The sequence below is a fragment of the Aerococcus viridans genome (assembly GCF_002083135.2).
GTDB classification, from domain to species: Bacteria; Bacillota; Bacilli; order Lactobacillales; family Aerococcaceae; genus Aerococcus; species Aerococcus viridans_C.
Genome location: NZ_NBTM02000001.1, coordinates 766,171 through 788,383, shown reverse-complemented (window position 1 = coordinate 788,383; position 22,213 = coordinate 766,171). Strand labels below are relative to the sequence as shown.

Genomic DNA, 22,213 nt, shown 5'->3' with positions numbered 1-22,213 from the left:
CATGATGAGAGATACTTATACAATTGAAGGCATGACTTGTGCATCCTGTGCGCAAGCGGTCGAGAAATCGGTAGGCAAGTTAGCCGGCATGGATGCTGCGAATGTGAACTTGGCAACTGAAAAGTTGACGGTTACTTATGATGACCAACAAGTTTCAGAGGCTGATATCACTCAGGCAGTTGAAAATGCAGGTTACAAGGCGGTGAAAAATTTATCGGCGACCAGTTTTGAAATTGAAGGGATGACCTGTGCGTCTTGCGCCCAAGCGATTGAGAAATCGGTAGGTAAATTAGCTTCTGTTTCATCGGTAAATGTGAATTTAGCCACTGAAAAAATGACAGTGACCTTTGATGAAGCGGCCCTAAATGTTTCTGATATAGTTCATACAGTTGAAGATACGGGCTACCAAGCCAAATTGGAAACCAGTGAACAGGAAGGGACTAGTCAAGCCGAGCGTCAAAGTGCCCATATCCAAGCTTTATGGCGCCGCTTTTTATGGTCTGCCGTTTTCACTGTGCCTTTACTTTATATAGCCATGGGTCCTATGCTACCCTTTGGCGGTTTACCCTTACCTGAATTCTTGAATCCAATGACCAATGCCGTGAATTTTGCGGCTATCCAGTTGTTGCTGACCTTACCGGTAGTGTATTTGGGACGCGACTTCTACAAAGTGGGTTTTAAAGCCCTCTTTAAAGGACACCCCAATATGGATTCCTTGATCGCTATTGGGACAGCGGCAGCGCTTGGTCAAGGGATTGTGATGACAGGTCTATTGGTGTCCGGCCAGCTGCATGTGGGTCACGGTCATCCTGACTTATACTTTGAGTCAGCAGCGGTTATATTGACATTAATTACTTTAGGGAAATATTTGGAGACTGTGTCTAAGGGCAAGACGTCTGAAGCCATTAAAAAATTGATGGGCTTGGCACCGAAAATGGCCCGAGTAATGCGCGACGGTCAAGAGGTTGAAGTGGCGATTGACCAGGTGGTGACGGGCGATATTTTGGTCGTTCGCCCTGGCGAGAAAATACCAGTTGATGGCGAGGTCGTTGAGGGCAGCTCAGCGGTTGACGAAGCCATGATTACTGGGGAGAGTATCCCAATTGAAAAAAGGGTAGGCGACAAGGTTGTTGGTGCATCTATCAACAAAAATGGGACATTCCAATTCAAGGCCACTAAGGTCGGCAAGGACACAACCCTTGCGCAAATTATCCAACTTGTTGAAGAAGCGCAAGGGTCTAAAGCGCCGATTGCTAAATTAGCAGATAAAGTGTCGGGTATTTTCGTACCCATTGTGATGGGCTTAGCGGCGATTTCTGGACTTGCCTGGCATTTCCTAGGGCAAGAATCATGGGTATTTGCCTTGTCAATTACCATTTCCGTTCTAGTGATTGCTTGTCCATGTGCCTTAGGTTTGGCGACGCCAACAGCGATTATGGTGGGGACTGGTAAGGGTGCCGAAAATGGCGTCTTGATTAAGAGTGGGGATGCCCTAGAGGAAACTCATAAAGTTCAAACCATTGTTTTTGACAAAACAGGTACCATTACCGAAGGCAAACCTGTAGTGACAGATATTAAAGCTTTCAATGGCGCGGATGCAGATGATATTTTGCAAGTTGCAGCGTCTGCAGAAGTGGGGTCAGAACATCCACTAGGTGAAGCGATTGTAGCTGAAGCCAAGGACCGCAAGTTGGCATTAACAGCTAGCCAAGATTTCCAAGCGATTCCTGGACACGGCTTACAAGTTAGCTTGAATGACCGAATCGTTTTGTTAGGCAACAGTAAATTAATGGCTGATCACAATATAGATTTATCGGATGCAAGAGCTGTGGCTGACCAATTGGCTACTGAGGGTAAAACGCCCATGTTTGTTGGGGTTGACGGCCAATTATTAGGGATTATCGCAGTAGCGGATACGGTCAAAGAAAACTCTATAGCAGCTATCCAAAAATTACACCGAATGGGCATTGAAGTGGCCATGATCACAGGCGACAACAAGGGGACAGCTGAGGCGATTGCCAAACAAGTCGGTATCGACCGGGTCTTTAGTGAAGTCTTGCCGGAAGACAAGGCTAATGAAGTGAAGAAATTACAAGATGAAGGCTTACACGTGGCCATGGTTGGTGATGGGATCAATGATGCACCAGCGCTTGCCCAAGCCAATGTCGGAATTGCCATTGGTTCCGGGACTGATGTAGCCATTGAATCAGCAGATATTGTCTTGATGCGTAGCGACTTAATGGACGTACCAACATCAGTTGAGTTGAGTAAAGCAACTATTCTCAACATTAAACAAAATCTCTTTTGGGCCTTCGCCTATAATGTGGTTGGGATTCCAATCGCCATGGGTATCCTCTACCTGTTTGGTGGCCCATTATTAAGTCCTATGTTTGCTGGTGCAGCCATGAGCTTGAGTTCAGTTTCTGTGTTGTTAAATGCCCTTCGCTTAAAGCGCTTTAAAGTATAGTTATAAAAAGTATAATACTTAAAATATTAGCCATCCTTTTTTGAGGGATGGCTATTTAGGGTAAATATATATTTTTTAAGTACAATGCCTTGAAAGATTCCTTGATTGGGTGTAAAATTTTAGTATTGTATTTGGCAAATTAATGAATTTGGACTGGTAGCTCAGTTGGTAGAGCAACGGACTCTTAATCCGTGGGTCCAGGGTTCGAGCCCCTGTCGGTCCATCTTATAAAAGGCGTCGTATCAGAGTTTATATACTTTGATGCGATGCTATTTTTTGTGATGAAAAAAGGTGATCGGAAAATAATTGATAAACATAAATATTGCTATGTAAAATTGCATAACTCAAATAATAGTCATTTTTAGGTTTCCTTTTTCATATCGATATGGTAATATCGGATACAAATGAATATAGTAGTGACATTTGGGGTGCCGAAAGCTGAGATTATACCCATTGAACCTGACACAGTTAATACTGGCGAAGGGAAATGTAAAAATGTTTATGATACGGAAACTATCGGACCAAGTGTGTCTGGATAGTTTATTAAAGTGTTTAAAACAAGAAGCGAATTCGTCTTTGCTCACCCCTTATGCCTCTATTTTTAAAATATAGGAAAAGGGGTTTTTTTGATGGAAAAATTTAAATGGGCCTTGCCCGACGTCATCTTTTTAGCATTTCTAGCTTTCTTATTTGGAGCTGTATTTATGGGCGCTGGTGTCCTATATGCCATTTTAGTGTCCCTATTAACACCGTTTGGTTTAACACCATTTGCCAATGAAATCTTATTTGGTATGTGGACGATTGCAGCGCCAGTGGCGGGTATGTTGATCCCGAAAGTGGGTAGTGCCTTGTTAGGTGAGGTTTTTGCCGCCCTTGCCGAGATGCTATATGGGTCATATTTTGGGGCTGGCGTTTTACTTTCTGGCTTAATTCAAGGACTGGGTACTGAAGCGGGCTTCTTTGTTACCAAATACGAACGCTATGATACGACGACTTTAGTTTATGGTGCCATTGGGACAACGGTATTTAGTTTTGCCTTTGAATTCTTCAAATTTGGCTACGCGACTTATGGCCTTGGCTTTGTCGTGGCTTTATTCTTAGTTCGTCTGATTTCAGTGACATTTTTCGGTGTCTTTTTAACTAAACAAATCGTTAGCCTATTCAACAGGGTCCAAGCCAAAGGACTTGCCCAATGAGTGCCTTAGTACAAATTAGTGACTTGACCGTCCGGAAAAATGAGACCGTCATCCTAGACAGGATTTCTTGTGATTGGCAGCTAGGCGATTTTATCTTACTGACAGGTGATAGTGGTAGCGGCAAAAGCACCCTCATCCATACCATAGCTGGCTTCAATGGTGCAAGTTTTCAAGGGAATGTTGTAATGGATGGCCAGCGGATGTCAGACTATACTATTCCAGAAAAAGCTCAGAAAATCGGGTTGATGTTTCAAAATCCGGGTCAACAATTTACCATGCGAACCCTGGAACGGGAATGCTTCTTTGCTTTAGAAAATTGCGGTCTACCTTATGACCAGGCCAAAGTACGCTTAAACCAAGCGGTTGACGATTTGGGTATCAGACATTTACTAGAGCAAGACTTGATGACCCTGTCAGGTGGGGAGAAGCAGCGGGCGGCCTTGGCTATCTTGATTGCAGTCAATCCACCAGTTTTCTTTTTAGACGAACCCTTTGCATCAATTGACCCAACCTCTAGACTTTTCTTGATTAACGTATTGGCGAAATTAAGACAGCAAGGCAAGTTGATTGTGGTGATAGACCATGAGTTGACTGACTATAAGGGGCTAATCAACCGATTCTTTATCATGCGAGATGGCCAACTTTCTGAAGCAGATGTAACCACCTTGCCGGAAAAAGCGCCTATTCCATTGTTGACTAGTGGTCAAGCTAGCAGCGAATCAGCTTTCACCTTGGAAAATATTGCGATCAAACAAGGCGATAAAACCCTGCTTCACCAAGAAAAATTCATTTTTCAAAAAGGGGTATCCACCCTAACTGGCGATAATGGGGCGGGGAAATCAACTTTGTTAAAGGCCATGGCCCAGTTACACCCTTACAAGGGCAAGATGCGGTTTCAGGACCGGAGACTTTCAAGGTTTTGGGGCAAGAAAAGCTTATACGAATCACTCACCTTGGCTGTTCAAGATGCAGCCCAACAATTTGTGACGTTGGAAGTAGCGAGTGAGTTACGTTTTCCAAATGAAGATGCTGGTGAAATTCGTGACCGACAGATGCAGGCACTTGAAGACTTGCATATAAGCCACGTTTTAGACCGAAGTTTATATCATTTAAGCGAAGGGCAGAAGAAGATGGTGCAATTAATCGCCTTGTTGAGTCTAGACCACGAGTTTTTAATGCTGGATGAGCCTTTTGCGGGTTTGGACCAGAAAGCCAGTGATTACTTTGCGGATTGGATTAAAGACAAGAAAAGAGATACGGATTTCTTGATCGTGTCTCATCGCCTTGGTCCGCTCGAAGGTGTAAGTGATCATCATATTCACTTGTCCAATCAAGTGCTGAAGGAGGTTTGATAATTGATGGAAGAGAAGAAGACAGCGATTCCAGCTATTCTGGCCTTGGTATTCTTGTTCACGATTGAAATATCTTTTACCTATTCGGTTTGGCTGAATATTTATGTCTTATTGATGGTTGTGGCCTACTTAGCTGTTAAAAAACGATTTGGTGTACTGGTATTTTTATTAGCCCTACCTTTTATTCCCGCCATCACTACTTTTTGGTCGGTCTATATCCAAGGAAGTGGACTTGATGACGCCTGGGTATTATTCACTAGAACCTATGCCTTTGCGGCTTTAGGAATAGGATTTATGGTTGCGGTTGACTTACAAGATTGCTTACTAATTTTTGAACAGTATAAAGTGCCGGCTATTTTTATCTATGGCTTGTTGGTTGTGATACATGCTGTGCCTGAAATTCAAAGGGAAATCAAGAGTATGCATGATGCCAGTTTATTAAGGGGGAAGAAATTATATCCATGGTCACCTCTCTATTATGTGAAAGTGATCTTTCTAGCCCTCAATTGGCGGGACCGGTACGCAGAAGCCATGTATTCTAGAGGTTTCTCTGAAGACCAGCCGCGCCGCCAGTACCGTCAATGGAAAATGTCTACACCAGCTATTGTTTTATGCATGAGTTTAATTGTCGTCGGCAATATGATTATGAGATTGGAGAATATGATTTAATGGAGAATACTTTTACAGAAATCGCCCGCAGTCAAACGAGACCCTTTTGGGAGGGGAGTTTCCACCATCCTTTTATTTTGCAGTTACAAGATGGGACGTTACCCATTGAAAACTTCCGTTACTATTTGATCCAAGATGCTTATTATTTGCGTCACTTCTCAGCTCTTTATGAGAAAGTCGCGGAAATTACTGATGAGCCTGCGTTAAAGACGCAGATGCTTGAAAATGCCGGCCATTTAGCGGAAGGTGAATTAGCGATTCGTGCCAACTTTTTTGAAGAATTGGCGGTAACGGATGACGAGTTAAAAGAAACCGGCGTTGCGCCAACTGCTTACCACTATGTGTCACATATGTACCGGCAGTTAGTGGAAAATAATGATGCGATTGCGGCGGCTAGTTTATTGCCATGTTCTTGGCTGTATTTTGAAATTGGTCAACGGTTAAGACAATTAAATGTGACGTCACCTGTCCCAATCTACCAAAGATGGATTGAGACATACGGCGGGGAAGAAGCAAGTGAGGCTATCGAAAAGGAATGTGCCCTATTGAACCATCTGTACGCTGAGTCTAGTCAGGAAGACCAGGATAGTATGATTTCCGCATTTGTCGTAAGTGCTAGAATGGAATTTAATTTCTGGGAAATGGCTTTTAATTTTGAAACTTGGCCGGAGGGTATCCAACATGTTGACAAATAATAAAGTACAAAAAATGACGATCTTAGCCATGATGGTAGCCATGGATGTTGTCCTTTCACCACTATTTCGGGTGGAAGGGATTGCCCCAATGTCTAGTGTTATGAATGTGATTGCTGCTGTGTTGATGGGTCCCATATACGGGACAGTGATGGCACTCGCATGTGGGATTCTCCGGATGATCTTGCTTGGGATTCCACCGCTAGCACTTACTGGTGCCGTATTTGGGGCCTTTCTGGCTGGTGTGGGTTATAAATGGATGAATACATATCTTGGTGCCATAATAGGCGAATTTATTGGAACAGGCTTGATTGGGTCCTTACTCTCTTACCCAATCATGGTCTGGTTTACAGGGTCTGCCCAAGGTATGTATTGGTTTGTCTATACACCGCGGTTTATCTTAGGGGCATTATCAGGGTCATTAATTGCCTACCTAGTCCTGGTCAGAATAGACAAAGTGCCTTATATTCAACGGGTCAAGAAAACATTTGGCTAATAAGTTGAAGGCACAAAAAACTACCTTTTGCGAGGTAGTTTTTTTCTATAAAAAGTGTTATCAAAAAAAGCGCTACACCTATTCAGGTGCAACGCTTGCTTTCAGCTAGTTTAGCGTTTATTTCAATGCGTCGACAATAGCTTGATCAAATGCAGGTAAGTCTTCAGGCGTACGGCTTGAGATTAATTTACCAGCTTCATCAATCACAACCTCTTTGTCATAGAAGTTTGCACCAGCATTTTTTACATCAATTGCCACTTGTTTGACTGCGGTAATGTCTTTACCTTTTAAGGTATCAGCATTGACCAATAATTGAGGACCATGGCAGATGGTGAAAATCCACTTGTTATTGCTATCGAAATGACGCACAAAGTCTAACATACGCTCATCTGCGCGTAATTGGTCAGGAGAGTAACCACCTGGAATGAACAATGCATCAAATTCTTCAGCTTTCACTTCATCAATAGCTTTTTCAATGGTTACTTCCGTTCCATCTGTTTTACCTTGAACAATTTCACCAGCCTTAACACCAATAGTTATTACATCATGTCCTGCTGCTTCTAAAGCTTTCTTTGGTTGAGTATATTCAGAGTCTTCAAATAAGTTTGCTAATACAGTTGCAATTTTTGCCATAATTTATAGCCTCCTTAAGCTTTGATACTTATATCATATAATGCATATCCATAGCATGCAAAGGATATGCATTATATGATATTTAACTGATCAATATTAAAGAACAATTTCTATTATATTGGTTAACAAGCTAATATTGGCATGTTAACCATATATTCTAAGGTAAGTTCATATATTATTTCATTAGTTTTTACGGCTCCACAACTTCTCTCACTATTAGAATATATATGGAAGTGATTTAACAAAGTAAAAAAAGCTCAAGTGGTAGTAATTATAGTGATTAATTTTTTTGGAGTGTTGCCCACTTATCTTGAATTTTTTTCGCAACGATTTCTTGGTCCTTATTTGTTAAAATGTCAAATTGGCTAACATCAATGGCCATTTTAGCTGAATGGTCATAGTTTGCGTACCATTCATCATATAGGGTGTGTAGTTGCTTATAGTAGGCTAGTAAATCTGGTCGACCTTCTACTTGTTCGTATGGACGCCCACGACGCTTGATTTTCTCAAGGACTAAATCGAAAGGCGCATGTAAGTAGACAAGTAATTCCGGTGATTGGTTGGTTGATTCTGAAATAATATGAACATCGTCCATCATATTGGCCAATAAATCTTGGTACAATTGCCACTCTACATCTGATATATTGCCGTTAATATTATTTACCTGAGTGAATAAAGCATCTTCATAAATTGACCGATCTAATATTGCACGGTCAAATTTCATCCCGCGTTTAATACTTTTAACGCGTTGGTTTAAAAAGTAAATTTGCAGTGAAAAAGCATATTTCGTCGGTTCGCTGTAGTATGCATCCAAAATTGGATTTTCTGATACCTCTTCAAAAAGTGGTTCTGCTTGAAACATTTTTGCCATATGGTGGGTATAAGTAGTCTTACCAACACCGATCATGCCTGCCATGGTAATCATAATTAATTGCTCCTTCATCTAATTAGTCGGGGCAATTATAGCATAAATTTGACCTGACTTGGGTTAGAAGACAGGTTGAAATAGGATACATTTACATGGAAAGTGGCATCTTTATTCTTTGATGACCTATGGTACAATAGCCGTGGATTATGAGAAAGGGTGGGTCAAAATGGTAGACTTAAATAAGAAAATTTTAGAAACTGCCCTGTTAGCCGGGCAAATAATGACAGAAAGTAATGCAGAGTCATATCGTGTTGAAGATACGATGAACCGTATTTTAACAACATCAAATGCAGCATATGCAGTGGCAATCTCTCTTTCAACAGGTCTTTATATGACCCTTGATGACCCATCTTTTGAAGGTTCTGGGTTTACTGGTATTAAGAGAATTACACGCCGTTCTAACAATTTAAATAAAATTACCCAAGTGAATCATATTTCACGTGAATTGACTTCAGGTAATATTTCAATTGACGAAGCTTATGAGCGGTTACAGGTTATTCGGTTCCAGAAGCCCCAATATTCAAAATTACAAGTATCAATCGGGGTAGTTGGTTTAGCTGCAGCTTTCTCTTTCCTTTTTGGGGGAGGTATTAACGAGTTGATCTTGTCTTCAATTAATGGTTTAATTTTAGCCTTATTATACCGTCTAGTGGATAAATACTATATTAGTGAAGGTTTTTCAAATATTATTCAAGCATTTGTTGTAACCGTGGCTGCTTATTTAATGCAAGCCTATGTATTATCGAATACAGATATCAATATTGTAATTATTTCTACATTGATGCCAATGGTTCCAGGAACGGCCATAACGAACTCCTTACGTGATATTTTTCATGAGGACTACATTGCGGGCGTTTCTAGAGCAACAGAAGCCTTCTTGAATGCCTTAATGATTGCCTTAGGCGCAGCACTGGGTCTTGCGTTGATTGGAGGTTTATATTAATGAAGGTAATGGATATTATTTTACAATTAATAGGTGCTTATGGGGTAGGTTTGTTCGCAATTTTAACGATTGAAGGACCACGAAAAGTTCTATTTTGGACGCCACTCATTAATATTGCTGGCTGGGGTAGTTATCTGATAAGTTTACATCTTGGTGGTTTTTCAGAAATAATGGCTACTTATTTTGGTTCCTTGGTTATTGCCATAATTTCCCAGATGTATGCGCGTATTTTTCGAGAACCAGTAACAGTTTTCTTTATTCCAGCCTTCTTCCTCTTTGTGCCAGGAGGTGGCATGTACCGAACGGCATTAGCCTTTATTCAAGGGAATACGGCCCAAGGCTTTACTGAACTAGGGGGTACGCTATTTACTGCCTTGGCTATTGCGCTTGCAGTTTATACATCTGATACCTTTATGCAAATTATTAATAAACAAAAATTTCCAAAATTTATCCGAAAAAACTACCGTGTGATACCTAAAGTAGCAAAGAAAACTGAAAAGAAAATCGAGAAAAAACTTAAATAGATTAGGCTTACTTCTCCTAATAACTAGAAAAAAGCTGATAATGGATTACTATTTCATTTTAAGGGCGTATGTGATTTGTCACTGCGTCTTTTTCTATATAATGATAGAAAAGAGGGGGAGATAGTATGAAAAACTGGCTTGTGTTATTGGTAACCAGTGTTGTACTTACTGGTTGCGGGTTAAATTACCAGGATAAAGGTGTAGATTTGGATACGCTGAATGTGGATGAGGAGGTTGCTAGCTTGGATGAAGAGCCATCCCTTTTCACGAAAGATTTTGAGGCCAATGGAGAAGAGGCATTGAGTCAATTTAATGCAAAACTGGCTGATTTACCGGCAGTTGAGCTAAGAGATTCAGGCATTCAAGAGAGTCATTTTCTGCGGTTGAATGGGCTAGACCAGTATGTGTATGAGGTAGGTCAGGGTGAAGGCTTACCGGTGGCGATTTTCCTCCATGGGGGACCAGGCTTTTCTTATACAAACCAAGCAGATACTTTGGTTGGTTTATCTGATCAGCTGAATGTACTTTTTTGGGATCAGATTGGTGCAGGTCAAACTTATGAAGTTAATTCAAATGTAGAACCCAATATGGTCGATTTACAGGCTTCTTTAACAGATTTAGTTGCATATACCAAGGCCCGTTATGGGGTTGAACAAGTGGGCATTGTTGGTCATTCATGGGGGTCGGCGTTAGGGGTCTCTTATGCGCTTGACCATCCGGATGATGTGGCTTTTTATGTGGGTATTGGGCAAGTGGTCACACCAGTTGAGGATGAGGCAGTGGCTTTAAGTCAGACGCGAGAATTGGCGACAAGTTTAGGGCGTCAAGATCTACTTGATCAATTAAGTGAGATTTCAACTGATTATCCTAACACGGAAAATTTTTTGACTTTAGCTTATGAGGCGGCGATTTTAAGGTCAGTTCAGCGTGAATTAGGGTTTGGAACAGCTGATTTTGTCCAATATTTACCTTTATTGTTAACCAATCAGGTGGATAGGCTATCGGCAGGTGAGCGGGAAATGCTTGATCGTATATTACTCAACCAGCGCTTGTATCGAGAGTTATTAGCGACAGATATATATGCAAGGGACCTTGAATTCAGTATGCCATTTTACCTGATTTCTGGGGAAAATGATATCCAAGTACCAAGAAGTCAGTCTGAAAAAATGATTGAAAGGGTTCAAGCACCTACAAAAGAAATGATGATTATACCGGATGCGGGGCATACCCCAATGATTGATCAGGAAACTGATTTTATACAATCGCTAACAACCATTATAAACCGCATATTTTCGGCAAATGGATGATTATTTTTTGCCGATTTTTATGCTAAAATGGATACAGACAAATCTATTCAACAACATTTGATCTACAACAATATGCGGAGGATAAATATGACCAAGCAATTGATTCCAAACGGGGGTAATTGTTTAGCTTCGGTAGCACTACTTGAAGGTAAGCAGCCATTATTATGGGCCTTCCGTGAAAAGAGCTTGATGCCAAGTGATAGTGGTTGGCGTTTTTTTGCTGCGACGGATACGCAAACTGAAATTATGGACGGAAAGAGCATACTTCTTGTCGATATTAATAAAATTGCTGAACTGGAACCAACTGTAGCGGGTATTTATTGGTATCCAGAAGGAGCTGATTTTCAGCTAGCCAGTAAAGATGGCAGCAAGTATTTCGTGTACAACGATACTTTTGAGCGAGTTGTACCGGCAACCAACTATAAAGACTTACCACTTTCGTCAAAAGCCTTCGTACAACATTTTAATGAGGCCACGGCAACATTAACCCATACTGCCATGGCTGAAAGCTTACAATTATCTGCTGAAAAAGTGGATATGCTAAAACTATTAGATTTAATGCATACAAGCGATGCAGAGGAACTATCGGATACGGAGATTTTCCTCAATACAGGCTTATTACTTGGCTTCGTAGAAATGCGGAATAAAACCTTGCATACGACCTTATCAGATAGGCAATTGGATGATATCGCGGGAACTATGATGGATTATTTTAATCTAAAGCAAGAGAAAGCTAGTGCATACGTTTACCATTACGCTAACTTAAAGCATGATGGGACAGCGGTTGCTGAACAACAATTGACGATGTATGGTGGCAAAATGTATGAGTGGTTAAAAGTTGACGACTTTCATGCAATCAAAAATGAGTATGCTAACCTCGTGATGCATCATCGCAAAGCCAAAATGGTTTAGCGAATTTTACCGAAACTAAATAGAATGGAGCGTTAAAAAAGTGAAGTATTTGAAACAAGCTTTTATTATTATCGTGATTACTTTAATTGCTGAAGTATTATCACATACACTACCTTTACCTTTGCCAGCCTCAATTTACGGCATGCTAATATTGTTTGTCTGCTTGATAACTGGTGTGATAAAGATGGAACAAGTTGAAAATGTAGGAGAATGGTTAATTGCCGTAATGCCTGCTATGTTCGTAGTGCCAGGTGCTGGTTTTATTACCTCTTGGGCAAGTTTACAGCCGCATTTGTTATCATGGTCAGTGATAATTTCCGTGACAACTGTCCTTGTAATGGCTGTTGCTGGTCTTGTGGCACAATCGCTACAAAAACGTCAGGATGCTAAGAACGGAGGAAAAAAATAATGAATAGTTTATTTGATTTATTACCGTCTTTTGGCTTATTCCTAACACTAGGCGTATATATGATTGCCCTTTGGATAAACAAGAAATTAAAAACACCTATTGCCAACCCATTGTTAATTGCAGTTATTTTAATTATTGCTATCTTAGTTGTTGGCAAGGTGAATGTTCCTGTTTACCAAGAGAGCGCCAGCTTTGTGTCTTATCTTTTAACACCAGCGACTATTTCTTTAGCCATTCCAGTATATAAACAACGCCATATTTTAAAAGAAAACTTCTGGACAATTATCATTACTGTTGTTTCAGCAATGATTACAGCAGTTGTGAGTGTCTTGATTGTCGCTGTTATCTTTAATATGGACGAAGAAATTTTACGTTCAGTATTAGCTAAATCAGTAACCACAGCGATTGCTATTGATATTACGAAGATTATTGGTGGTGTTACACCGATTATTGTTGGTTCAGTTGTTTTGACGGGTATCTTTGGTGTTGTGGTGAACGAATGGATCTTCAAACTTCTAAAAATTGATTCATATTTTGCACGTGGTTTAGCTATGGGTACTTCAAGTCACGCTATGGGTACTGCAGAATCGATGAAAACTAATGAGTTACAAGGGGCAATGTCAAGTATTGCCATGGTAGTATCTGGTATTGTGATTGCTATTTTAGTACCAATCGTTGCAGGTTTCCTATAAAAATTGGTAAGCGCTAGTTACTAAATATATTTCAAAAAGTGTTGTCTATTTTGGACAACACTTTTTATTTATTTATAAAAAAGCAAAAAACAATAAAATGAGATTTATTCTCATTTTTATTAGAAATAAACTACCCTATTTCTAATAAATAGTGTTAAACTAATAGTATATTAATGAATCGTGAGAGGCGTTTATTTGCTTAGATGAATGATATCCAAACCAACACGAATTTCATATAAACAGATGATTTGAAAGGATGAGTAGCATGACAGTAGATATCAATTGGGAAGAATTAGGTTTTGAATATATAAACTTACCATACCGTTGGCGTGCCTATTGGAAAGATGGCGAATGGTATAAGAGTGGTTTGGAAACTGAAAATACGATTCAGATTGAAGAAGGGGCACCAATTTTACATTACGGACAAGGTGCTTTTGAAGGATTGAAGGCATTTAAAACAAAAGAAGGCGATATCCAAATTTTTCGTCCTGACCAAAATGCGAAACGTTTAAATGCATCAGCAGCTCGTTTAGTGATGCCTGAAGTACCAGAAGAGGACTTTATTCATGCGGTTAAAGAAGTGATTAAAGCAAATGCTGAATATGTGCCACCATATGGTACAGGTGCATCATTCTACCTACGTCCAACATTAATTGGCGTAGGGGATAATATTGGTGTGCATGCAGCAAAAGAATATATCTTCACAGTATTTGCCATGCCTGTGGGCCGTTACTTCAAAGGTGGTATGGTGCCAACAGCCTTTACAACATCTGAATTTGACCGTGCAGCACCTCATGGTACAGGAGCAGCAAAGGTTGGTGGAAACTATGCGGGTAGTTTACAGCCAGGAATTGAAGCCAAAGAACAAGGATACTCTGACGTTGTATACTTAGATCCGGCTACACATACGAAAATTGAAGAAGTAGGTTCCGCAAACTTCTTTGGTATTGAAAAAGATACCAATAAATTTGTGACCCCTAAGTCACCTTCAATCTTACCGTCAATCACTAAATACTCATTACTTTGGTTAGCTGAACATCGTTTAGGCTTAGAAGTTGAAGAAGGCGATGTGTATATTGATGATTTAGACCGCTTTAGCGAAGCAGGAGCATGTGGTACAGCGGCTGTTATTTCACCAGTATCATTTATTACCCATAACGACCATAAACATGTATTCTATTCAGAAACTGAAGTAGGCCCAATCACTAAAAAATTGTATGATGAATTAGTGGGCATCCAAAATGGTGACGTTGAAGCACCTGAAGGTTGGATTGTTAAAGTTTAAAGTAAAAACATAACGACCAAAAGTGATTAGCCTGATAAAAAAACGAATGGATTGTTTGATCTTTAATGAACATATTAAAAGGCATGAAAGGGTGGTAAAATTTCTTTCATGCTTTTTTGGTATACAAAAAGCACCAGGCCAACCTGATGCTTTTTCATTTTTTTAGATAACATCCATATCTGGAAGTGGGTTTGTTGGGAAGTGGTTGAAGTCATAAGTTGCTAATTCATTGATATCAGTCATGAAGTAAGTACCTCCACGCGCAATCATCAAGTTTAATTCTTTATTTTCTAAACCATTTTCACTTAATAAGACAACGATAGCAGGTTTGTGCATCGCACGCATAAAACCTAACTCAAAGGCTGTACCGTCATCAACGTTTTCAACGTCATATAAGAAAACACCAGCGTCTGCAGTATTCATTGCAGATAGGTCGTTTTGATAAGTCGCTACTTGCCATTCAAATGAACCAAAAATACCTTCTGGATCACGGTCAAAAGATGTGTCTTTGTATTGGTGATCAAATGGGAAATGAACAACACCAACAGTAGGGTTTGCATTTAAGGCTTTTGTCGCCTCATCTACACGGCGAACTTGGTCAGGATTGAAAAAAGGTGTTGCTAGATATAGCTTAGTGCTTGCTGAAGTATCTTTACGTTTATCCAATGATATAACCTCTTTCTTAAATTCAAAATGACTTGCTAATTATATTCTACAATAAATAATACGAATTGTTTAAATATTTCCTTGCCATTCAGCCATAAATTGGTCAAGAAATTGTCGCATAAAAAGTGTCCGCTCATGCGCAATCTCTTTGCCAGCTTCTGTATTCATAGAATGTTCTAGTTTAAGAAGTTTTTCATGAAAATGGTTAATTGCAGTTGAAGGATGGTTGCGGTAATCATCTTTATTCTGCACATCAATCACAGGGATTTTTGGATTATAGATTTCGTTATTAGCGTGACCGCCGTAGGCAAAAGTGCGAGCAATACCCATTGCACCAAGGGCATCAATTCGGTCTGCATCCTGAACGTATTGGCCTTCAACAGACAAATCATATTGGGTGGTTAAGTTTTTTGAGTAGGACATATGTTGAATAGTATAAAGAATATTTTCTCGACTAGCTGGCGAAAGACATAACTCATCTAAAAGTTGTTCAACTTCCATTTGACTAAAAATAATATCTGAAACTAGCTTGTCATCAATTGTATCATGTAAATAAGCAGCAGCTTCAATGATGATCAAAGCCTCAGTATTACTTTCACCATGATCTTCTATATAAAGGGTTTTAGCAAGGTTAGCAACTCGATCTGCATGCCAGTAATCATGACCAGTGGGGTCAAACGCCATGCGTTCTCTTGCAAAATCTTGAATTTTTTTAAGCCGTATTACCATTTCCATTTGCCCATCTCCTTAACCAAACAGTATTTTATTCAAATGTGTCAGCAGTCACAATATCATTTTCAATCATAAAGTCTTTAATATCTTGAATTAAGACATTTTGATGGTGGGGGTACTTGACCAAGTCGTATTTTTCCATATCAATGAACATCACTTTGGATTGATTATAGTGATTTTCCACCCAATCATCATAACCAGACCATAAGCGGTGGTAATAGTTGGTGAGTTCCTCTCCTTGTTCAAAATCACGTCCACGGTTTTCGATGCGAGTCATCACTGTTTCAAAAGAGCCATGTAGATACAACATTAAATCAGGATGCTTGCGCGGGATTTCAGCTAATTCTTCCATCATATTACGAGATAGATTTTCGTAAATTGAAAACTCTTCTTCACTAATACGGCCAATGTCTGTATTCACTCTAGCAAAGTACCAATCTTCAAAAATAGATCGATCTAAAACTGACTTATCTTCTCTAGAAGCTTGCTTAATTGTTTTAAATCGTGAATTCAAAAAATCCAATTGTGTTAAAAATGGATAGCGCTTCAACAATTGCTCTTCTGGACTAGCTTTATAAAAGTAAGGTAGCATAATGTTATCTTCAACTGATTCGTAGAAGGGTTTAAAGTCTAATTCATCTCTGATTAAGTTTGTAACGGTGGTTTTACCTAAGCCAATCATCCCACCAACGGTTATCATTGTCATTGTGTAACTCCTAACTTTTTTAAAAATCTTAAACCTTTAAATGAAATGGTTTAGCTAAAAAATCATTCTATACCTATCTCAGAATAAAAGGGCATTTGATATTTGTAAACCGATAAAATGATTACTTATATGCAATCTATCATTATTTATCAAAAGTACAAGCTCAATTTTTTGAAATTTGCTGGTTTCCACTCCCTATAAACTTTAAAGTTAAATTCATTTGATTTTGTAGGAAACGGTCGTCAACTAATACATCGTCAAAAGTATCTTAATGTAATAGTTCATGAACTACTTTTACCAAGAATACTGCCTTATTACTATAACATGAAAAAATTCATTTAAACACAATATATAGTATTATTATAATAACAATATATCATATATAGTGGTTTGTACAAGAATAATCTAAATTTCGGTAGTTTTGAATATCTTAACCTAGAAAAAAGTATCCTGGATGTATGCATGATTATTTGCATTTTCAAAATAAGACAATTATACTTAAATCAAATATAGTTTACAAACGTAAACAAATATAATTATCATGCAGTAGGAGGCAGGAAATAATGAATAAAGAAAATAAGACAAAACATCATCAGGATATGCACCATGATCACGACCATGAACATATGAATCACGGAGAGCATAACCGTGACCACCATGATCATAGTGGCCACGATGGTCATGGACATGACGGACACAGCGCTCATATGATGGCTGATTTTAAGCAACGTTTCTGGGTAGTTTTGGTATTATCTATCCCGTTAGCGATTATTGCACCTATGTTAATGCACTTGCTTGGTTATCATATTGATTTTCCGGGCCAAGGGCTTTTAGAATTTGGCCTTGCTACTATTGTATTCTTTTACGGAGGTAAGCCCTTCTTAAGTCATGCTTGGCATGAATTGAAATCGGGGGTTCCGGGTATGATGATGTTGATTTCTCTAGCGATTGTCGCAGCTTATGTCTATTCGGTTTTAACCACCTTCTTTATTAGTGGAATGAACTATTATTTTGAACTTGCTAGCTTGATATTGATTATGTTGGCGGGACATTACATTGAGATGAAAGCGCAAATGTCAGCTGGTAATGCCGTTGAATCACTAGCTAAACTCTTACCATCAGATGCTGAAGTGATTCATGAAGACGGATCAACAAGTGAAGTAAAAGTCGACCAATTGAAGAAGGGCGACCGTATCTTCATCCGGCCAGGTGCGAAGATTCCTATCGACGCTACAGTTTATGAAGGGCACTCTGAAGTAGATGAATCGATGTTAACTGGTGAATCTGTTCCCGTATTAAAAGAAGCGGATGCACAGATTGTTGGGGGTGCTATTAACGGTGACGGTATCCTAAAAGCTATTGTATCGAAAACGGGTACGGATACTTATTTAGCTCAGATTATTAACTTAGTTACTGACGCACAAGCACAAAAATCTAAGGCGCAATCCATTGCTGATGTCTGGGCTAAATATCTATTTTATATCGCTTTAGTTGTAGGGATTATTGCCTTTGTTGCTTGGACTGCTATCGACGGTTATCTAATGGGTTTACAGTTTATGGTAGCAACCTTTGTTATCGCATGTCCGCATGCACTTGGGCTGGCAGTTCCCTTGGTAAATGCTGAATCTACGTCCTTAGCTGCTGAATCTGGCTTATTTATTCAAAACCGTATCGCATTTGAAGACGCTCATAAGATAGATAAAATCGTTTTTGATAAGACAGGAACCCTTACTCAAGGTGAGTTTGGGGTAGACGAGATTACTGTTATGGATGGCAAGTTTAATGAAACTTCTCTTTTACAAATTGTCTACGCGATTGAAAGCCAATCTGAGCATCCAATTGCTCGAGGTATTGTGAAAGAAGCTGAAAGTAGAAAGATCGAAAAATTACAGGTCGCGGATTATCACAATCTAACCGGTAAAGGACTTGAAGGGACTGTAGATGGGAAGAATATTCAAATCCTAAGTCCAAAAGCTACTAGACAAGCAGGTTATACATTTGATGAAGAAGCTTTTAAGGCCTCTGCTTCTAAAGGGCGTACTGTTGTCTTTGTTATCTATGATCAGGTGTTAGTTGGTGCTATTGCAGTGTCGGATATTGTCCGTGAAGAAGCGAAGCAAGTAGTCGCTCAACTGCAAAATAAAGGGATTCAAGTGCTGATGTTAACGGGTGATAACCAACAAGTGGCAGATTCAGTAGGTCAAGCGCTCCATTTAGATGGTGTCTTCGCAGAAGTTTTATCTGATGAAAAAGCCAGCAAAATCAAGGCATTACAAGCAGATGGTGGACGTGTTGCCATGGTTGGTGATGGGGTCAACGATGCGCCGGCCCTTGCTCAAGCTGATTTAGGGATTGCAATTGGTGCAGGGACAGATGTTGCGAGAGAAACAGGCGATATCATCTTGGTTGATTCAAATATCCATGATGTTTTAAATATTCTTAACCTATCAAAAGCAACTAAACAAAAGATCAATCAAAACCTCATGTGGGGTGCGGGTTATAATGTGGTGGCTATTCCACTAGCCGCTGGTGTTTTTGCTGGACTAGGTATTGTCCTTGGACCAGCTTTGTCAGCTATTATTATGTCATTGTCTACCGTTGTCTGTGCAGTGAACGCACGGATGTTACGCCGTGCTTATAAGAAATTACAAGCCAATTAATTCAAAATAAAAAGTATCCATGTATAGTTTATTGATATCTAACATGAACCGCAACAGTCCGATAATTCAATTAACTGGTAAGAGGATAGCATTCGTATGTTAGAGAAGACTACTAGGAAGTTTCATATGAAAGAGGAGTCTGTTGATATGAGAATAGTAAGATTAGGTCCAACAATATGCCTAAATAGTAATTTCCTTTCCTCACCGCATATTGCCTAAACTGACAGCGTGAGAGTATGTTTATATAGACATAGCAAAACATCAAAAATAATTCTTTTCAACAGCAGATTTGAGTGACCTTTGTTCGGTGAAGAACTCTTCTTTGAGAATAAGGCAAATTAAATGAAGAGGCTGGGACAAAAGGTCTCTCAAAAAAATACACTCCCAAAACTATGAACTTTTTTGTTCAGTAGTGGGAGTGTATTTTTCTATATCTTTATAAAAATAAACGAAAGTGGGACTACCTTTTTCGTAAAAGTAGTTTTGTCCCAGCCTCTTTTTTATACTTCTATTCATTGTACTAGAGGTAATTTAAATGTAATATACAAACAAATATTTAATTATAGTCATAACTTAAGACTAATGACCATGTATTAATAGTCCATACTTAGTGCCTATTTATCATACTTATATCTTATGTTTATAAGTCAGTAAGGCAATCCTTCCTTCATAAAAGATACAGATTCCCATAAACTAAAACGCATTTTAAGCTTGTTTCGTGGATAGTTCTCCACATTGATATTCGAAACAGCCTTAAAATGCGTTTTTTTGTGCTGATTTTTAGTCTCACGAAGCGTTTCCTAGTTATTTACAATGGTTAACGTAAGGCATAAGTATTTATTTTGTATATAAATAAGAAGATTGATGATATAGACACATAGATAATAATACTTGCTAATGCTAAAATACTTTTTCTGATTTACTAATAGATATGTTTACTCTTTACCAAATTCTCTCATGATTTTTAAATCATCAGATTTCCATAATAAGGAGGAAGAGTTAAAGTGCTGAACGGTGCCGTCTTCTAATAATTCGTGATATTCTCCGAAGAATGTTGTTTTACTTATTTCTTTTAATAATCCACTTCCTCTTTCTGTATATACAGCATTATAAAAAATAACTAACATTTCTTTTTCATTTAAGGTGGCCCTTAAAAAGCCCAAATAATCTTTTTTGCTTTCCTTACTAGGTACTTTCTCATTGATATATTTTATTATTCTATGGAATATTCTAAAATATGAGCCAATTTCACTGTAGTAATCTTTAAGAGCAATCTCTACGCTTTTCTTTCTTCTATTGTCCGGTAATAAATCGAAATGATTAGATTTATACTTTTCTAAGTCTGAAATCAATCTATTCCATTCTTCTGGAATTTCAGATTGAAGGTATTTATAAGCTTGAACAGACTCATCTAATCTTTCAAATGCTCCTTTATGTACACCTTTAAGTGCATTTTCAAATAATACATTAGAAAATAATTTAATCTTTTTAGTATGGATAAGTTCTAAGAATTCCTCTATCCTTTCAATTTCATTTAATGCACAATATAGGTTTTCATATAGTATTGAATCATCTGTGGTTGTGTAGCTATCGGAGAAAGGTCCTTCTTTTTTTCTTCTTTCCCACCTTGCTGAGAATTCAGGAGATAATTTTCCCTCGTTATCTTCAATGTATTTTTGATATCCTTTTGTAACGTCACTTAGTATTTCTATAATTAAATCGTCCTGTGAGTAAAAGAGATTTAATCCCTCTTCAAGTAATTGTTTTTTCAACTCTTTAGTAAAATTTAAGTAGATGTTTTCAAAGATAGATTTTTTAGTTAATGCATTTTTTTGTTCATTATGCAATGAAAGTAAATTAAAGAAGGTATTATCAACCTTTTCTGCTTCTCTACTTTTGTTTTCTTCATTTAGTTGAATTTGTACAACAAAAATTGCTCCAGCTACCCCGATAATAGAGCCTAAATATCCACCCCAGAAACCTAGCCAACCATCATCGGAACCGTTACTATTCGTTTCAATATTAATTAATACCTGAGTCAATATAGGTATAACAATTAATACTCCTATAACTCCTATTAACAACACTTTCCAATGATCTTTGATATATTTATTCATATTAATTCCTCCACAAATGTTACAGATTCAGGTAAATTAAAATACGTTATTCTGTACTGCCTTTTAAGTAGCGATAGAGCGTAGCTTTACTTATGCCAGTCATTTCCGTAATTTCTTTTATGCTATATGCCTGACTGTCATACAGTTTCACCGCTCTCTCGATATCTCGTTGATTAACGCGTGGACGCCCACCTTTTCGACCTCTAGCACGCGCACTTTTTAAACCTTCTTTCGTACGTTCGACAATCAAATCACGTTCAAACTGACTAAAGGCTTGGAAAACGGTCATCATTAAGCGTCCGTGAGGAGTGCTAGTATCGAAGTTTTCTTTCAAACTCACAAGCTTCACTTCATGCTCTTCAAAGTAGGTAACGAGGTCAATCAAATCTTTGGTACTCCGACCTAAACGAGAGAAACTTTCGACTATAACTGTGTCTCCAGGACGCACCTTATCTTTTAGTCGATTCAGCTGAGGACGATCGGCTTTAGTTCCGGTCATTTTTTCCGTTAGGATCTCATTGCAATTTTGTTCATTGAGTAGGTCTATTTGTCGATTCAACTCTTGCGATCGTGTACTCACTCTGGCATAGCCATATATATATCCACTCATAAAAATCATCCTTTGTTTTTTGCTATTATTGTATCATAAACGGAGGTTAAAGATTCATACATAAAGAGAAAAGTTTTGAGACTAAAAAAGACTGCTTTTTAGATAAAAAAGCCACGCTCCAAAATCGTCTCATAATCGATTGTTTTTGAGACAAAGTAATTTATAAAAAATATGCCTCTAACGTTTTTAGAACGTTAAAGGCATATTAACTTCAGAC

The 22,213-nt window shown here is 38.6% G+C and carries 21 protein-coding genes, 1 tRNA gene and 1 riboswitch; of the genes, 15 read left to right on the top strand and 7 right to left on the bottom strand.

What is annotated here, in order from left to right; translation table 11 throughout:
* Nucleotide 1: 1 nt before the first annotated feature.
* The 7 genes from A6J77_RS03920 to thiW all read left to right on the top strand — a co-directional run bounded on the left by A6J77_RS03920 (nucleotide 2) and on the right by thiW (nucleotide 6,872).
* Entirely contained in the window at nucleotides 2-2,467 is a 2,466-nt protein-coding gene (locus A6J77_RS03920; protein ID WP_102950016.1) for a heavy metal translocating P-type ATPase, read from the top strand.
* Between the two features lie 150 nt (nucleotides 2,468-2,617).
* Nucleotides 2,618-2,690 (top strand) — tRNA-Lys (locus A6J77_RS03915).
* 191 nt (nucleotides 2,691-2,881) lie between these two features.
* Nucleotides 2,882-2,970: riboswitch (TPP riboswitch) on the top strand.
* Nucleotides 2,971-3,096: 126 nt separating this feature from the next.
* Nucleotides 3,097-3,663, top strand: a complete 567-nt coding sequence (locus A6J77_RS03910) for an ECF transporter S component (protein WP_048727693.1) — start codon at nucleotides 3,097-3,099, stop codon at nucleotides 3,661-3,663.
* Nucleotides 3,660-5,015, top strand: coding sequence for an ABC transporter ATP-binding protein (locus tag A6J77_RS03905; protein ID WP_083068385.1), 1,356 nt, complete (start codon nucleotides 3,660-3,662; stop codon nucleotides 5,013-5,015). The genes A6J77_RS03910 and A6J77_RS03905 overlap by 4 nt, the downstream gene beginning before the upstream one ends.
* Nucleotides 5,016-5,021: 6 nt before the next feature.
* The gene (locus tag A6J77_RS03900; RefSeq protein ID WP_083068383.1) at nucleotides 5,022-5,684 is read left to right on the top strand and encodes an energy-coupling factor transporter transmembrane component T family protein; all 663 of its coding nucleotides are present in this window, start codon (nucleotides 5,022-5,024) and stop codon (nucleotides 5,682-5,684) included.
* Nucleotides 5,684-6,379 carry a thiaminase II gene (gene tenA / locus A6J77_RS03895; RefSeq protein ID WP_083068381.1) on the top strand — a complete coding sequence of 232 codons (696 nt, stop codon included), beginning with the start codon at nucleotides 5,684-5,686 and terminating at the stop codon, nucleotides 6,377-6,379. The genes A6J77_RS03900 and tenA overlap by 1 nt, the downstream gene beginning before the upstream one ends.
* Nucleotides 6,369-6,872 carry an energy coupling factor transporter S component ThiW gene (thiW, locus tag A6J77_RS03890; RefSeq protein WP_083070238.1) on the top strand — a complete coding sequence of 168 codons (504 nt, stop codon included), beginning with the start codon at nucleotides 6,369-6,371 and terminating at the stop codon, nucleotides 6,870-6,872. Before tenA ends, thiW begins: the two co-directional genes overlap by 11 nt.
* Nucleotides 6,873-6,989: 117 nt before the next feature.
* Here thiW and A6J77_RS03885 read toward each other — a convergent pair whose 3' ends face one another.
* Both A6J77_RS03885 and A6J77_RS03880 read right to left on the bottom strand, forming a co-directional pair.
* A complete protein-coding gene (locus A6J77_RS03885; RefSeq protein WP_083068373.1) occupies nucleotides 6,990-7,505 on the bottom strand; it encodes a type 1 glutamine amidotransferase domain-containing protein in 516 nt (171 codons plus the stop codon).
* Nucleotides 7,506-7,785: 280 nt separating this feature from the next.
* Nucleotides 7,786-8,430: a deoxynucleoside kinase gene (locus A6J77_RS03880; protein ID WP_227645114.1), complete on the bottom strand. Its 645-nt coding sequence runs from the start codon at nucleotides 8,428-8,430 to the stop codon at nucleotides 7,786-7,788.
* 169 nt (nucleotides 8,431-8,599) lie between these two features.
* On the opposite strand from A6J77_RS03880, the gene A6J77_RS03875 reads away from it, so the two are divergent.
* The 7 genes from A6J77_RS03875 (at nucleotide 8,600) to A6J77_RS03845 (ending at nucleotide 14,505) form a co-directional block, all read left to right on the top strand.
* Nucleotides 8,600-9,376, top strand: coding sequence for a threonine/serine ThrE exporter family protein (locus tag A6J77_RS03875; RefSeq protein WP_193756633.1), 777 nt, complete (start codon nucleotides 8,600-8,602; stop codon nucleotides 9,374-9,376).
* Nucleotides 9,376-9,900 (top strand): threonine/serine exporter family protein, encoded by a 525-nt coding sequence (locus tag A6J77_RS03870; RefSeq protein ID WP_083068367.1) that lies wholly within the window; start codon nucleotides 9,376-9,378, stop codon nucleotides 9,898-9,900. Before A6J77_RS03875 ends, A6J77_RS03870 begins: the two co-directional genes overlap by 1 nt.
* 125 nt (nucleotides 9,901-10,025) lie before the next feature.
* Nucleotides 10,026-11,207 (top strand): alpha/beta fold hydrolase, encoded by a 1,182-nt coding sequence (locus A6J77_RS03865; protein ID WP_083068366.1) that lies wholly within the window; start codon nucleotides 10,026-10,028, stop codon nucleotides 11,205-11,207.
* An 87-nt stretch (nucleotides 11,208-11,294) separates the two neighbouring features.
* On the top strand, nucleotides 11,295-12,119 hold the full coding sequence (locus tag A6J77_RS03860) for an immunity protein Imm33 domain-containing protein (protein ID WP_227645113.1): 825 nt from the start codon (nucleotides 11,295-11,297) through the stop codon (nucleotides 12,117-12,119).
* Nucleotides 12,120-12,159: 40 nt separating this feature from the next.
* Nucleotides 12,160-12,528 carry a CidA/LrgA family protein gene (locus A6J77_RS03855; protein ID WP_083068358.1) on the top strand — a complete coding sequence of 123 codons (369 nt, stop codon included), beginning with the start codon at nucleotides 12,160-12,162 and terminating at the stop codon, nucleotides 12,526-12,528.
* Nucleotides 12,528-13,220: an LrgB family protein gene (locus A6J77_RS03850; protein WP_083068356.1), complete on the top strand. Its 693-nt coding sequence runs from the start codon at nucleotides 12,528-12,530 to the stop codon at nucleotides 13,218-13,220. The genes A6J77_RS03855 and A6J77_RS03850 overlap by 1 nt, the downstream gene beginning before the upstream one ends.
* Nucleotides 13,221-13,485: 265 nt before the next feature.
* On the top strand, nucleotides 13,486-14,505 hold the full coding sequence (locus tag A6J77_RS03845; RefSeq protein WP_083068355.1) for a branched-chain amino acid aminotransferase: 1,020 nt from the start codon (nucleotides 13,486-13,488) through the stop codon (nucleotides 14,503-14,505).
* Nucleotides 14,506-14,667: 162 nt separating this feature from the next.
* Here the strand turns inward: A6J77_RS03845 and A6J77_RS03840 are convergent, their stop codons facing one another.
* From A6J77_RS03840 to A6J77_RS03830, 3 genes are all read right to left on the bottom strand, one after another.
* Nucleotides 14,668-15,171, bottom strand: coding sequence for a nucleoside 2-deoxyribosyltransferase (locus A6J77_RS03840; RefSeq protein WP_083068353.1), 504 nt, complete (start codon nucleotides 15,169-15,171; stop codon nucleotides 14,668-14,670).
* A 69-nt stretch (nucleotides 15,172-15,240) separates the two neighbouring features.
* A complete protein-coding gene (locus A6J77_RS03835) occupies nucleotides 15,241-15,906 on the bottom strand; it encodes an HD domain-containing protein (RefSeq protein WP_083068352.1) in 666 nt (221 codons plus the stop codon).
* 28 nt (nucleotides 15,907-15,934) lie between these two features.
* Nucleotides 15,935-16,609, bottom strand: coding sequence for a deoxynucleoside kinase (locus A6J77_RS03830; RefSeq protein ID WP_083068350.1), 675 nt, complete (start codon nucleotides 16,607-16,609; stop codon nucleotides 15,935-15,937).
* 563 nt (nucleotides 16,610-17,172) lie between these two features.
* On the opposite strand from A6J77_RS03830, the gene A6J77_RS03820 reads away from it, so the two are divergent.
* A complete protein-coding gene (locus A6J77_RS03820) occupies nucleotides 17,173-19,269 on the top strand; it encodes a copper-translocating P-type ATPase (protein WP_083068348.1) in 2,097 nt (698 codons plus the stop codon).
* A 935-nt stretch (nucleotides 19,270-20,204) separates the two neighbouring features.
* Here A6J77_RS03820 and A6J77_RS03815 read toward each other — a convergent pair.
* Together A6J77_RS03815 and A6J77_RS03810 are read right to left on the bottom strand one after the other, a co-directional pair.
* Nucleotides 20,205-21,386 carry a putative phage abortive infection protein gene (locus A6J77_RS03815; protein ID WP_083068347.1) on the bottom strand — a complete coding sequence of 394 codons (1,182 nt, stop codon included), beginning with the start codon at nucleotides 21,384-21,386 and terminating at the stop codon, nucleotides 20,205-20,207.
* A 46-nt stretch (nucleotides 21,387-21,432) separates the two neighbouring features.
* Nucleotides 21,433-21,996: a recombinase family protein gene (locus A6J77_RS03810; protein ID WP_083068345.1), complete on the bottom strand. Its 564-nt coding sequence runs from the start codon at nucleotides 21,994-21,996 to the stop codon at nucleotides 21,433-21,435.
* Nucleotides 21,997-22,213: the final 217 nt, after the last annotated feature.